Genomic DNA, 13,814 nt, shown 5'->3' with positions numbered 1-13,814 from the left:
TATTTAGACGTCTAGGCGTAAAAACACTATGCAAGGTGTTTTGTTTTCGATAAAATACGCCCCTTAATTTTTTAGCGCTAATACCGACGTTTGTGAAGCGCAATATTTGTGAGCAGAATTACAATGGCAAAACATTTATTTACTTCTGAATCAGTTTCTGAAGGTCATCCGGATAAAATCGCCGATCAAATCTCTGATGCGGTACTTGATGCTATCCTAGAGCAAGACTCTCATGCCCGTGTTGCATGCGAAACTTACGTAAAAACCGGTATGGTTATGGTTGGTGGTGAAATCACTACTAGCGCATGGGTTGATATCGAAGAAATTACACGTAAAACAATTCGTGACATTGGCTACACAAATTCAGACATGGGCTTTGATGCCGATTCATGTGCAATTTTAAACACTATTGGTAAACAGTCTCCTGACATTAACCAAGGTGTTGACCGTACTAGCCCAGAAGAGCAAGGCGCTGGCGACCAAGGCTTAATGTTTGGTTACGCATGTAACGAAACAGAAGTACTAATGCCTGCTCCAATTACTTACTCACACCGTTTAGTACAGCGCCAAGCTGAGGTTCGTAAAAGCGGCGAGCTTAACTGGTTACGTCCAGATGCAAAATCTCAAGTTACTTTTGCATACGAAAACGGTAAGCCAGTAGGTATTGATGCTGTTGTACTTTCTACTCAGCACAGCGAAGACATTTCGCAAAAAGATTTAGTAGAAGCGGTGATGGAAACAATCATCAAGCCGGTACTTCCTGCAGAACTTATTACAAGTGCAACTAAGTTTTTCATTAACCCAACAGGTCGCTTTGTAATTGGCGGACCAATGGGTGACTGTGGTTTAACTGGTCGTAAAATCATTGTAGATACATACGGTGGTATGGCTCGTCACGGTGGTGGTGCTTTCTCTGGTAAAGATCCATCAAAAGTTGACCGTTCAGCAGCATACGCTGCACGTTACGTTGCTAAAAACATTGTTGCTGCTGGTCTTGCTGACAAGTGTGAGCTACAAGTTTCTTACGCAATTGGTGTTGCAGAGCCTACTTCTATCAGCGTTGAAACGTTTGGTACAAGCAAGCTAGAAGAAAGCCGTTTAATCGAACTTATTCGTGAACACTTTGACCTGCGCCCTTACGGCTTAATTCAAATGCTTGATTTAGAGCGCCCTATCTACCTTCCTACAGCGGCTTACGGCCACTTTGGTCGTGACGAATTCCCTTGGGAACGTACAGATAAAGCAGACGCACTTCGCGCAGCTGCTGGCCTTTAAGCCAAAATTGTTGTAGTAAATTTAAAACGGCCCTTTTAAGGGCCGTTTTTGCATCTAAAACTTATTCGCTATATTGTTTGTAGAGCGTCTACAAAATAACTATTAAATCGACCTCGAATTCTTTTGTACTTTAGGTATATACTCATTTCATTATAAAAGCTTTAGGGACAGTTAAATGGCCGATAACTTTCGCGTTATATTTGCAGGACTTGCCGATAACGTTGACATAAAAACAGCATGTACAAATTTAGCTGCAAAATTAAAAACGTCAGATGAAAAAGTAGCTCTTTTTTTTAAAGGTAAGCCACTGTTTGCACCAAGCGATAAAGACAAAGCGTTAAAACAGGCTAAGTTACTAGCAAGCTTAGGTATTAAAAGTAAGCTGCAAGCTGTTTCAAATGCAATTCAAAATAGCTCCCCCGCAGCTGCAAATAACAACCAACGTGACGAACGTATTTTTGATGCACTCGATTACATCACTAGTAGCTTGATTCGCCTTGAAGAAAAGCTAGACGAGTTAGAGCAACGCCTTCCTGAAGCTCAATTAAAAGCACCAGACGAAAGTATTGACGAATGGCAAGGTGACGATCTAATGCTAGATGATGATTTAGCGCCTCCTAAAAAACGCAGTAACTTACTTTTATATTCATTGATTGCGACTGCCACCATTTTGCTAGTCGTACTGGCTGTTTTTTTAATTTTTCCCGATTTATTCTCTTTTTAAGAATGGTTAATTAATTTAATGAGCAATAAACGCGCAAAAATAAGAGCGAAAATTCGTAACACCCGTAAAAACTTGTCAAATAATCAGCAAATAATTGCTGCGCAATCGCTAAAAATGAATTTTATTCAACATTTAAAAAGCGAAAAAACAACGAATTCAAAGCATATTGCCATTTACTTGAGTAACGATGGGGAACTAGACACTTCATTGTTAATTAAAGAATTATGGAGTTTAAACCATACCGTTTACCTACCTATAATACACCCATTCAATGGCGCTAATTTACTATTTCAGCGCTATGAGAAAAACTCACCCATGAGAGCAAATCGCTATGGTATCTTGGAGCCTAAGCTGAACTGCTCTCAAATATGCCCATTACCAGTGCTTGATTACCTCCTTATGCCATTAGTTGCATTTGATAAACAAGGTAATCGCCTAGGAATGGGAGGTGGGTTTTACGACCGGACATTGGCGCGTTTGCACGAACAAAATTGGCAAAAACCACAACTAATTGGCCTTGCACATGAATGCCAAAAAGTTGAGGCCCTACCAATCGAGTCGTGGGATGTACCACTTAAAACCATTATCACCCCAGATAAAACATACTGTTGGTAACAATTAAATTTGATTACTAACCGCATATTTCTGACATACATGAGCACAAAGCAATGACACAAGACGAATTAAAAAAAGCAGCTGCTTGGGCAGCACTCGAGTTTGTAAAAGAAAACACTATTGTAGGTGTGGGTACAGGCTCTACTGTTAATCACTTTATTGATGCCCTTGGTTCAGTAAAGGACACTATTGTAGGCGCTGTATCAAGCTCAGAAGCCTCAACCGCGCGCTTACAAGCGTTAGGTATTGAAGTATTTGAGCTTAATAACGTTGCTGCTTTAGATGTATACGTTGACGGCGCTGACGAAATAAACGATCAAAACGAAATGATTAAAGGTGGCGGTGCAGCCCTCACTCGCGAAAAAATAGTAGCCGCTGTAGCTAAACAATTTGTGTGCATTGTAGATGACACAAAATTAGTAAAAACATTAGGCGACTTCCCGCTTCCGGTAGAAGTTATTCCAATGGCGCGCAGCTACGTTGCACGAGAATTATTAGAGCTTGGTGGTGACCCTGTTTATCGCCAAGGCGTAGTTACCGATAACGGTAACGTTATATTAGATGTATTTAACTTAAAAATTACCAATGCTAAACAACTTGAAGCACAAATAAATTCAATTGTTGGCGTAGTTACCAACGGCCTATTTGCAATGCGTGGTGCTGATAAAGTGATTATCGGTACTAAAAATGGGCCACAAATTAAATAGGATGAGGTTATGAGTAAGGTATCGTTAGCAAAAGACAAAATTAAAATTCTCTTGCTTGAAGGTGTTCACCAAAGCGCTGTTGAAACGCTAAAACGTAACGGTTACAGCAATATCGACTACGTTAAAACATCCTTACCTGAGGACGAATTAAAAGAGCGCATTAAAGATGTTCACTTTGTAGGACTTCGTTCTCGTACTCATATTAACCAAGCCGTATTAGACTCAGCTGACAAGCTAGTTGCTGTTGGGTGTTTTTGTATTGGTACAAACCAAGTTGATTTAGATGCAGCACGCGAACGCGGTATTGCTGTATTTAACGCACCATTTTCTAATACTCGTTCAGTTGCTGAACTTGTACTTGGTGAAATCCTACTTTTATTACGCGGTATTCCAGAGCGTAATGCAGCGGCTCATCGTGGTGGCTGGTTAAAAACAGCAAATGGTTCGTTTGAAGCACGTGGTAAAACATTAGGTATTATTGGCTACGGTCACATTGGTACTCAGCTAGGTATTATGGCTGAAAATATCGGTATGAACGTGGAGTTTTACGATATCGAAGATAAATTATCACTCGGTAATGCAAAACAAGTTCACAACCTAACTCAGCTGTTACAACGCTCTGATATTATTAGCTTACACGTACCAGAAACACCGCAAACTAAAAATCTTATTGGTAGTGCAGAACTTGCTGTTATGAAGCAAGGATCTATTTTGATCAACGCTTCACGCGGAACTGTTGTTGATATTGATGCACTTGCAGAAGCACTAACAGAGAAAAAACTAAGTGGTGCAGCAATCGATGTGTTCCCTACTGAGCCAAAATCTAACGATGAAGAATTTGTATCGCCACTGCGCCAATTCGACAATGTTATTTTAACGCCGCACATTGGTGGTTCTACACAAGAAGCACAAGAAAACATTGGTATTGAAGTAGCGGGTAAACTGGCTAAATACTCAGATAATGGCTCAACTATTACTGCCGTTAACTTCCCTGAAGTATCGCTGCCTGAGCTTGCTAATCGCAGCCGTTTATTACACGTGCACCACAACCGCCCTGGTGTACTAACGCAAATTAACCAAGCGTTTGCACAGCACGGTATTAACATTGCTGCGCAATACCTACAAACAGACGCATCTATTGGTTATGTAGTTATTGATGTAGATACAGATCAATCTGAAGTAGCACTTAAAGAACTAAGCGCTGTTGAGGGTACAATTAGAGCACGTATTTTACATTAATAAGTACTTTTGATATTAAGAAGGGTCCTTATGGACCCTTTTTTTTATTTAGATTACATATACTTTCTTAAGTATTTTTTGAATACCGGATCTGTTGCTGCCAACTCTTTTTGCTCAGCTAATATCTCTTTTAAAATAGCACCTGAAGTAAGCGGGTTTGCAAGTACCACTCTAAATACAACCGTTGGTTGATTATCGTATTTAGAAGGCGTTAAACGAGTACGTGATACAAATGAGCGACCAGACTCTCGCTGACGTTTTTGCATACTGGCAGTAAAACGATTCAGAGAGGCAAAAATATCTAACCGAGTTGCAGCATCTGCATCGGCTATTGCTTGTTTAATTTGCTTAGGTACATAACGATACGTTAATAAGCACAATTCAGGTTCTGAAATAAGCTCAAAGTCTTCATCAGCTTTAATTAAATCAGCAAAGTAATGTGCTTTTTTGATGCTTCGATCAATCAGCATTTCGTAACCTTTACGACCAATAACACGTAAGCAAGCATGTACTAACATTGCCATACCAGGTCGGCTGCCTTCAAGCGTGTGGCTACCTAAGTCTTTTGAACCTTTACGTAATATGTACTCAGCGTGATGCTCTATTGCATCAGTTGCAGCGGGATCTTTAAATAAAACTAAGCCCGCTCCCATTGGTACATACATTTGTTTATGTGCATCGATGGTAATTGAATCTGCTCTCTCAATCCCTTTAAGTAAAGGGCGATGCGTGTTCGATAAAAGGGTTGCTCCTCCCCATGCAGCATCTACATGAAAATGGCAGTTAATGTCTTGTGCTAAGTCGGCCATTTCATCAAGTGGGTCAATATTACCGGTTTCGGTTGTACCCGCTACCCCAATAATCGCCATTACTTTAATGCCTTGCGATTCAAGCTCACGTGCTTTTTCGCGCATAGCTCCTACATCAACTTTATTATTTTCGCAGGTTTTAATACCAATTAAGTTATCGCGACCAATACCGAGTAAATCAACCGATTTGCCTAACGAGTAATGTCCGCGTTCTGATATTAATACCGCTAAACCTTTATAACCGTAATGCAGCATACCGGCAATTAAGCCTTGTGCGCCGATACCTCTAAAATCGCCATCGGGTTTTAATAAGCGGTTTCGCGCAATCCAAAGCGCAGTAATATTAGCAACAGTTCCACCAGAGCAAAATGCACCTAATGAGGTTTTAGCACTGTGCATCCATTTAGAATAAAACGAGTCTTCTTGTCCATAAGCTAAATGATGCATCATTCCAAGCACTTGACGCTCAAGAGGCGTAAACGCTTTAGACGTTTCTATTTTTACTAGATTTTGATTTAGCCCTACCATCAATTTTGACAGCGGTAATAAGAAATGCGGCAAGGCAGAGGTCATGTGACCAATAAAGCTAGGCGCAGCTGTATGCACAGAATGTGCAACAAGTTGCTCCATTATGTCTTGGGCATAAGCAGATACAAACGTTGGATCCTCTGGGATCACTGCCGACTGAAAGTCTTTTTCGATTTCATGTAATGGTTTTTCAATTGCCGCTATATTTTCGTTTAGAAAACCTGCTAAATTACTCGAAATTTCAAGCTCGATTTTGCTTAAAGTTGAGTCTGGCGCTTCAGGTACAGTAAATATACGCTTAAGGCTTTCTTTAGAGGCGACGGCACAACGCTTTTGATCCATCTCAATACCTAGTGTGTGTAGCTAAAACACGCGCTTACCCATCAAAAACGCCTGATTATTAGGACATTTAGAGCAATCGTGTTTCTTTAAAAATTGCGCTAACTTTACTGCAATATAACTAAAATGTCTCGTTTAAACCTATAAAAGCAATCAAAGCGATGACAAAAAAATGATAATTTAATTAAAACTCTACCAAACCTAATTATTTATTGGGCATTTACTTATTTTGGGTATAATAAATTTGATAACAAAAAAGGGACACATATGCCAGAAGGAAGAGTCAAAGTTAGTTGGATAGTGGCAGGCTTTAGCTTATTTTTAATAAGCTTGCTTACCTATGTTTACTACACTTACCAAACCACGCGTGCTGAAATAATGCAGTCGGTTGATAATCGCTTACTTAATGCCGCCACCAGCGTTAAACATATTCTAGGTGAAAATTACTTAAGTGCGGTTAATCAAGGCGACAACATAAGTTTTTCTTACTATCAAAATAAGAGTAAACAGCTCTCTGAGTTTGCTCAAGCACTTGATATTGCTTATGTGTATTCAATGATTTTAAAAGACGGAAAGGTTCTTTTTAGCTCATCAAGCTACACGCAAGACGATCAGAATAATGGCAAAGTAACTCAATTTTTAGATCTCTACCCTGAAGCTACCGATGCCAATATAAGTGCTTTTTACTCAACCGAGCCTGTATTTGAAATATCGAGCGATCAGTGGGGCCACTTTAAAACTATTTTTATTCCTTACGTTGACCCTATTAACGGCAATACCTATTTAACTGGTGCCGATATAACTATTTACGATTTGAATCAAAAACTGAAAGAAAGCGTATCTAAAGCTGCAGCCATGGCAAGCTTCTTCTTTTTTATTGCGATACTCGTTGCTGCTATTTATATATATTTACTCAAACGTTCTTTAGCAACTGACTCAAGTACTGGTTTTTCAAATCATATTGCTCTTGAGTACTTTATTAAAAAAAGTAATGCTCATCACATGCAGTTAGCCGTTATTTGGGTTAATGAAATAGAAGATATAAACAGTTTCTACGGCACTGAAGTGGGTGATAAAGTAATGAAAAACTTACTTATTCACTTTAAACTCAGAAGCTCTGCGCATTGCCATATATACAGACTAGCAACCAACAAAATAGTATTACTCGCGCCTAAAGAAATGAGCAATGACGAATTTACCGATCTCGTAAAAACATATAACTTTAATACCCCAGTGTTAACTGACCCTTTTATTTATATAACTCTATGTGCAGGTATTGCCAGTGGCAATAAATCGCTACTACTTGAAAACGCTCATATAGCGGCGCTGCAAGCTAAACAAGGCAGGCATAGCGTAGTTAACTACTCAAAAGCGCTACACGATGTAAAAACGCAATATCAATACAATGTTGAAATGGCTAAAGAGGTGCGTGAAGCGTTTGATAACAACCGTATAGTGCCTTACTTTCAACCCATTATTGATACAAATACCAACAAGGTCGTTCAATACGAATGTTTAGCTCGAATGGTAACGGCGCAAGGGGAAGTGTTGAAACCTGATGCATTTTTAAATGTTGTTACTCGCTCAAGAATGGACGGAATACTTACCCGTACTATATTTTCACAATGTGTTAGTCGCTTTAGAAAAACCGATATTTGCTGGAGTTTAAATATAACAGCACAAGATATGCTCGACCCTAATTTAAGTGAGTTTATTGCGGACGAACTTAAGCGCTACCCGCATCCTGGTAATATCACACTAGAGCTTTTAGAAACCCAAGCTATTGCCAACTTTTCTGAGGTGAAAGCATTTATTGGAATGGTTAAAACGAAAGGCGTTAAGGTTATTATTGATGACTTTGGTAGTGGTTATTCAAATATATCAAACGTACTCAAACTGGAAGTAGATGGTATTAAGCTAGATGGCGCACTAATAAAGCAAATAGTGAATGACAAAGATATCTATTTATTTATTGAACATATAGCCAGTTTTGCTAATCAACTTGGTTTGCAATTAATGGCAGAGTCGGTAGAAAATGCAACCATAGTAACCGCACTTAAAAAGGCGAATGTGACACTAATGCAAGGCAACTACTTTGCCCACCCAGTGTCACATGTTAGTACGGTTATAGAAGAAGAATTAGCACTTTAACTTACTTTAGCGAGGTAAGTTAATAACGAGTCGGTGGCTTTGCTGGCCACTGGCCCAGTATTTACGCTCAAAAGGCGTAATTGCATCGTCTGACTCATAAAGCGTTACATCGCAAGGATTGCCTGTTAATTCAAGCGCCCGAGCAAACTCCTTAACGTAAATATCCCAATTGCTGCGCACTTCTAATTTTCCACCTAACTTAACGATAAATGGAAAAATAGCCGCGCCATGCCAGCGTCTACGAATATGCTTAGATTTAGGCCACGGGTTTGGATACAACAAATAATGGTGCGTAGGTTGCCAATTAGCAGCAACCGCTAAACGCCAAAAGTCATTTAAGTCTGCTTGCACTAAGATGTACTGACCACTGTCGGTTTGCTTATATTCAACATCGTGCTTATCTAATCGGTGCGACGATTTATCAATACCAATTATAAGTGCATCTGGGTGGCGCTTAGCTAAGTTAGCTGAGCTTTCACCTACGCCACAACACGAGTCTAAAATAAGCGGGCCACTAAAGGCTTGTACTTTAGCATTAACCTCGTCAAATGCGGCTTGGGTATGCGCTGCAATTGGCTTTTTAAATTCAGCATCTAAGTGCTTATTTACTATTTCATCAAGCTTTTCGTGAATACCCGCTTGATTAGATACAATACTACGTGAATTTGCATCACTCATTAGTGCCTTAGCCCCACACCTTTTTTGATCAATGTAAGCGCTAATGTAAATAACGCTGTTATAAATACTAAAATAACCCCAAGAGCCACGCTCAAATCAACATCCGATACACCTAAAAAGCCATAACGAAATGCGTTAACCATATAAATTATAGGGTTGATTTGTGATACATTCTGCCAAAATTCAGGCAGCAACGTAATTGAATAAAATACACCGCCTAAGTAAGTTAGTGGCGTTAGTATGAAGGTGGGGATAATGCTTATATCGTCAAAACTATTTGCGTAAATTGCATTAATTAAACCACCTAAAGCAAACACAGCTGAGGTTAAAATAACCGTCGCCATAATTACAAAAATATTATGAATTTGAATATCAACAAATAATAACGATACACAGGTAACTATAAAGCCCACCATAATACCGCGCGTCATACCGCCACCCATATAGCCTAGAACAATGATGTAGTTAGGTACAGGTGCAACTAAAAGCTCTTCAATGCTTTTTTGAAACTTTGTTGAGTAAAAACTAGAGGCTACGTTGGAATAGGAATTAGTAATGACCGACATCATTATAAGGCCAGGTACAATAAACTCCATATAACTAAAGCCGCCCATGTCGCCAATGCGTGAACCAATTAAGTTACCAAAAATAACAAAATATAAGCTCATCGTAATTGCTGGCGGTACTAAAGTTTGCACCCAAATACGTAAAAAACGAATGCACTCTTTAATCCATAAACTCTTTAAGGCTACGCCATATTTAAACATTTATTCGCCCCGCCCTTGCTCTAGTAATCCTACAAATAACTCTTCTAATCTGTTTGCTTTATTTCGCATACTCAATACAGTATTACCTTGAGTTGTTAATGCACTAAAAACCGCATTTAAGCCTTGAGACTTAGCGACTTCCACTTCAACAGTATGATCGTCCGTCATGGTAAATTTATAGCCTTCAAGCGTGACAGGGTTTGCTGGCATTTTTAAATCTAAAATAAAGGTTTCTTTATCAAGCTTTGCAAGCAATGCTTTAATGGTCGTGTTTTCAACAATTCGGCCATTATCGATTATGGCGATGTTTTTACACAGTAACTCTGCTTCTTCAAGGTAGTGCGTAGTTAAAATAATAGTAACGCCTTGCTCATTTATTTGGCGTAAAAAATCCCACATTGAACGACGAAGTTCTATATCTACCCCCGCTGTTGGCTCATCAAGTATAAGCAACTTAGGTTCGTGCATAAGGGCACGCGCAATCATTAATCGGCGTTTCATACCGCCTGAAAGCGTACGTGCTTGTTTGTCTTTTTTCTCAAGTAAGCCAAGCTGCGCTAAGTACTTATCAGCACGTTTATGGGCTTCGCCACGTGGCACACCATAATAACCGGCTTGGTTAACAAGTATTTGGCTAAGTGTTTCAAACTGACTAAAGTTAAACTCTTGCGGCACTAAGCCTAAATGCGCTTTTGCAGCTTCTAAATCAGTATCAATATTACAACCGAATACTTCTACCTTGCCTTTTGTTTTATTAACAAGTGACGAAATAACACCAATTGTGGTTGATTTTCCTGCTCCGTTTGGACCAAGTAAAGCGAAAAAGTCGCCCTCTTTAACTTGTAAATCAACGCCTTTAATAGCCTCAACACCATTTTTATAAACCTTGGTAAGGCCTTCTATATTTAAAGCAATATTTTGCTTATTCATTACTTACCCTCACCATACCCCCAACGTTTTGTTAGGTTATGTTCAATATTTAAATGATCTAAAATTCTCGCCACCATAAAATCAACTAAGTCTTCAATACTTTGTGGCTTATGATAAAAGCCAGGCGCTGCTGGCATTATGGTCACACCTAAACGAGATAACTTAAGCATGTTTTCTAAATGAATTTCGTTAAACGGTGTTTCGCGCGGCACTAAAATTAACTGTCCGCGTTCTTTAATTACCACATCAGCGGCGCGCTCTAATAAGTTATCTGACGCCCCTACTGCAATTGCAGAAACCGATCCTGCACTACACGGGCATACCACCATTTTTTTAGGCGCCGCAGAGCCCGAAGCCACAGGACTAAACCAGTTATCTTTACCGTATACTTTTAACTGCCCAGATTTAGCATTAAACAGCGTACTTAACTGCTCAGTGGCTTTGTCTTCATTACCAGAGAGCTTAATATTTGATTCTGTATCAAGCACCACTCGCGCTGCACTTGAGATAAGTACGTAAACTTGAAATTGCTGCTCAAGCAATACTTCAAGTAACCTTAAACCATAAGGCGCACCTGATGCACCGCTAAAAGCGAGCGTAATTCTATCTTTAAATTGCACACTATTCTCCGCTGTATTTATCAGCTAAACCATCAACAAGGTGTTGATGAAGGCCATTAAAACCGCCATTGCTCATAATTAAAATATGCTGATTAGGCTCAATATTTTCAAGCACCGTATCAATAATTGTTTGCGTGCTGCTAAAGCACTGCATGCCTGCTTTATCTGCTTGCTCTTTTAGCGACCAATTTAGATTCTCTGGTTCAAAAAGTAGTACGTCGTCAGCATCACGCAGTGAATCTAATAATGTATATTGGTGCACGCCCATTTTCATAGTGTTTGAGCGCGGCTCTAAAATAGCGATAATTTTTTCATCACCTACTTTTGCGCGCAGTCCTGCAAGCGTAGTTTTAATTGCTGTTGGGTGATGCGCAAAATCGTCATACACCTTAATATTATTAATATCAGCCTTTAGCTCCATACGCCTTTTAGGGCTAATAAATTCTCCTAAGGCATCAATACTATGATCAACAGCTATACCCACATGACGCGCTGCTGCGATAGTCATAATTGCATTTTTAACGTTATGCTCGCCTATTGCTTGCCAGCAAACAGTGCCCTGCTTTTCGTTATTTAAAAGTACATTAAACTCACTACCATCGGCTTTTATTAATTCATAGCTCCAATCATCGCCTAGCGTTTCGCTTTCGCTCCAAAGCCCTTGTGCTATTACGTCATTAAGCGCTACGTCTTGCTTAGGCCAAATTACCTTGCCGCTTTGAGGTAATGTACGCATTAAGTGATGAAATTGTTTTTTTATTGCATTTAAATCTTCGAAAATATCAGCGTGATCGAATTCAAGATTATTTAAAATAAGTGTACGTGGAAGGTAATGGACAAACTTACTGCGCTTATCAAAAAAAGCAGTGTCGTATTCATCGGCTTCAATAACAAAAAATGGCGTTTCACCCACTTTTGCCGATACACCAAAATTTTGGACTATGCCGCCAATTAAAAACCCTGGTTTTAAACCTGCATACTCTAAAACCCACGCAAGCATACTTGCTGTGGTTGTTTTACCATGCGTACCGGCTACAGCAAGTACCCACGAGTTTTGTAATAAATTATGTTTAAGCCATTCAGGGCCAGATGTATAAGGCAGGCCTTTATCAAGCACATATTCAACACACGGGTTACCACGGCTCATTGCATTACCGACAACTACCATATCTGGTTTTGGCTCTAATTGAGATACGTCGTAGCCTTGAGTCAGTTCAATGCCAAGCTCTTCAAGTTGCGTACTCATTGGTGGGTAAACGTTTTGATCGGAACCCGTTACTTTATGACCTAATGATTTAGCAATGGCTGCAATACCACCCATAAACGTGCCACAAATGCCCAAAATATGTATATGCATATACTTTCCTTAAATCGTATGCTCACTTTACAGCTATGCAAAGTTTAATGGCGCTATAATGCCAAAATTCGTGCTTAGTTACTATGTACGTCTGCACAATTCACTCGTGCCAAAAACACGTTAATTAGTTTTTTAAACGCTAAAAATCAAAAAATAGGCACGTTCACCTACCCTGTATTGCTTTTAATCAATTATTATCAATGTTATAAACCAGCTTGCTGTATAACTTTAAAACTTAAAAAGGACTTAATATGAAAAAACTATTCTTTATAGCCTGTATTTTACTTAGTCAAAAAAGCTTTGCTTTGGAATTTGCTAAGTACCCAATAGAACTAAGTTCGGGCGAAGGCGTTAATGTTGTTATTGCCCCAACAACAGATAAAAAACAAGCTTTAGTAAAAGTAACAGGCATAAACCATGATATTGATGGGATTGTATTTTTAACCGATTTAAAACCTCATGGTAGTAATAAAGCTTACAAATATACTTACGATGGTACACAAAGAAGTTTAGTAAGTGTTGAGGAAGGCTACCGCTGTTGCTCTTACAATCTTTATATTCCAGACACTCGTGATGGAATTTACTTATCAAAAAAAGAAGAGTCAAACCCTGCCATTGTTGAAGATTTAAAAGCGCAATACGATCAACAGTTAAATAAAGGTACTCAAGCTAAACTAGCGAAGTTTAATCGTGAAAAGCATTTAGGGTATCAACAAAAAAATATAGCTGCCGCTAATAGCGAAATAGATAAGCAATGCGGATTAAAAATAAATACCAATGTTGATTGGGAAAGCATTGATGATGAAAACCTAAAAGAATATCCAGTGGGTTCATTTTGTGCACAAGTTGCAAACGAAATGGCATACATGTGCGAAAAAGACCAAAGTTTTAAAAACGACATAGCTCAGTTCAATGCTATCGAATGTAAATTTACTAATGAGCTAAAACTACGTAAAAATGGTAATACACTTATATTTAAAACAGCACCAAAAGCCGCTAACCAACGCCGTTTTATTGAAGCTTATTTATTAAATTTATAAGCTGAGTTTAAAACCAAAAAAAGGAGCCTAAAGCT

The 13,814-nt window shown here is 39.0% G+C and carries 13 protein-coding genes; 7 read left to right on the top strand and 6 right to left on the bottom strand.

The window, feature by feature from the left end; all coding sequences use genetic code 11:
- Positions 1-123 precede the first annotated feature (123 nt).
- The 5 genes from metK (at position 124) to serA (ending at position 4,560) form a co-directional block, all read left to right on the top strand.
- Positions 124-1,275, top strand: a complete 1,152-nt coding sequence (gene metK / locus CXF89_RS10030) for a methionine adenosyltransferase (RefSeq protein ID WP_101164183.1) — start codon at positions 124-126, stop codon at positions 1,273-1,275.
- A 175-nt stretch (positions 1,276-1,450) separates the two neighbouring features.
- The gene (locus CXF89_RS10025) at positions 1,451-1,999 is read left to right on the top strand and encodes a hypothetical protein (RefSeq protein WP_101217711.1); all 549 of its coding nucleotides are present in this window, start codon (positions 1,451-1,453) and stop codon (positions 1,997-1,999) included.
- An 18-nt stretch (positions 2,000-2,017) separates the two neighbouring features.
- Entirely contained in the window at positions 2,018-2,614 is a 597-nt protein-coding gene (locus CXF89_RS10020) for a 5-formyltetrahydrofolate cyclo-ligase (protein ID WP_010554418.1), read from the top strand.
- Positions 2,615-2,667: 53 nt separating this feature from the next.
- Entirely contained in the window at positions 2,668-3,321 is a 654-nt protein-coding gene (rpiA, locus tag CXF89_RS10015; RefSeq protein WP_121954508.1) for a ribose-5-phosphate isomerase RpiA, read from the top strand.
- Between the two features lie 9 nt (positions 3,322-3,330).
- Positions 3,331-4,560, top strand: coding sequence for a phosphoglycerate dehydrogenase (serA, locus tag CXF89_RS10010; protein ID WP_007584756.1), 1,230 nt, complete (start codon positions 3,331-3,333; stop codon positions 4,558-4,560).
- Between the two features lie 53 nt (positions 4,561-4,613).
- On the opposite strand, the gene panP is transcribed toward serA, so the two are convergent.
- Complete coding sequence (gene panP / locus CXF89_RS10005) at positions 4,614-6,239, bottom strand: pyridoxal-dependent aspartate 1-decarboxylase PanP (protein ID WP_024594075.1); 1,626 nt, start codon at positions 6,237-6,239, stop codon at positions 4,614-4,616.
- 264 nt (positions 6,240-6,503) lie between these two features.
- Between panP and CXF89_RS10000 the strand changes: the two genes are divergently transcribed.
- Positions 6,504-8,387: a bifunctional diguanylate cyclase/phosphodiesterase gene (locus CXF89_RS10000; RefSeq protein WP_121954507.1), complete on the top strand. Its 1,884-nt coding sequence runs from the start codon at positions 6,504-6,506 to the stop codon at positions 8,385-8,387.
- A 6-nt stretch (positions 8,388-8,393) separates the two neighbouring features.
- Here the strand turns inward: CXF89_RS10000 and CXF89_RS09995 are convergent, their stop codons facing one another.
- Genes CXF89_RS09995 through mpl form a run of 5 tightly spaced genes read right to left on the bottom strand, consistent with a single transcriptional unit; the run spans position 8,394 to position 12,739 of the window.
- Entirely contained in the window at positions 8,394-9,065 is a 672-nt protein-coding gene (locus CXF89_RS09995; RefSeq protein WP_007584750.1) for a tRNA (guanine(46)-N(7))-methyltransferase TrmB, read from the bottom strand.
- Complete coding sequence (locus CXF89_RS09990) at positions 9,065-9,832, bottom strand: ABC transporter permease (RefSeq protein WP_007584748.1); 768 nt, start codon at positions 9,830-9,832, stop codon at positions 9,065-9,067. The genes CXF89_RS09995 and CXF89_RS09990 overlap by 1 nt, the downstream gene beginning before the upstream one ends.
- Entirely contained in the window at positions 9,833-10,762 is a 930-nt protein-coding gene (locus CXF89_RS09985) for an ABC transporter ATP-binding protein (RefSeq protein ID WP_007584747.1), read from the bottom strand.
- Complete coding sequence (locus CXF89_RS09980; protein WP_007584746.1) at positions 10,762-11,382, bottom strand: flavin prenyltransferase UbiX; 621 nt, start codon at positions 11,380-11,382, stop codon at positions 10,762-10,764. Before CXF89_RS09980 ends, CXF89_RS09985 begins: the two co-directional genes overlap by 1 nt.
- A 1-nt stretch (position 11,383) precedes the next feature.
- Positions 11,384-12,739, bottom strand: a complete 1,356-nt coding sequence (gene mpl / locus CXF89_RS09975) for a UDP-N-acetylmuramate:L-alanyl-gamma-D-glutamyl-meso-diaminopimelate ligase (protein ID WP_121954506.1) — start codon at positions 12,737-12,739, stop codon at positions 11,384-11,386.
- Between the two features lie 251 nt (positions 12,740-12,990).
- On the opposite strand from mpl, the gene CXF89_RS09970 reads away from it, so the two are divergent.
- The gene (locus CXF89_RS09970; RefSeq protein ID WP_007584744.1) at positions 12,991-13,779 is read left to right on the top strand and encodes a hypothetical protein; all 789 of its coding nucleotides are present in this window, start codon (positions 12,991-12,993) and stop codon (positions 13,777-13,779) included.
- The last annotated feature ends 35 nt before the right edge of the window (positions 13,780-13,814 follow it).

It is taken from the genome of Pseudoalteromonas sp. MelDa3, assembly GCF_002863625.1.
GTDB lineage: Bacteria > Pseudomonadota > Gammaproteobacteria > Enterobacterales > Alteromonadaceae > Pseudoalteromonas > Pseudoalteromonas arctica.
Note: the sequence above shows the minus strand (reverse complement) of the source record. Positions and strands in the feature narration are given on the sequence as shown.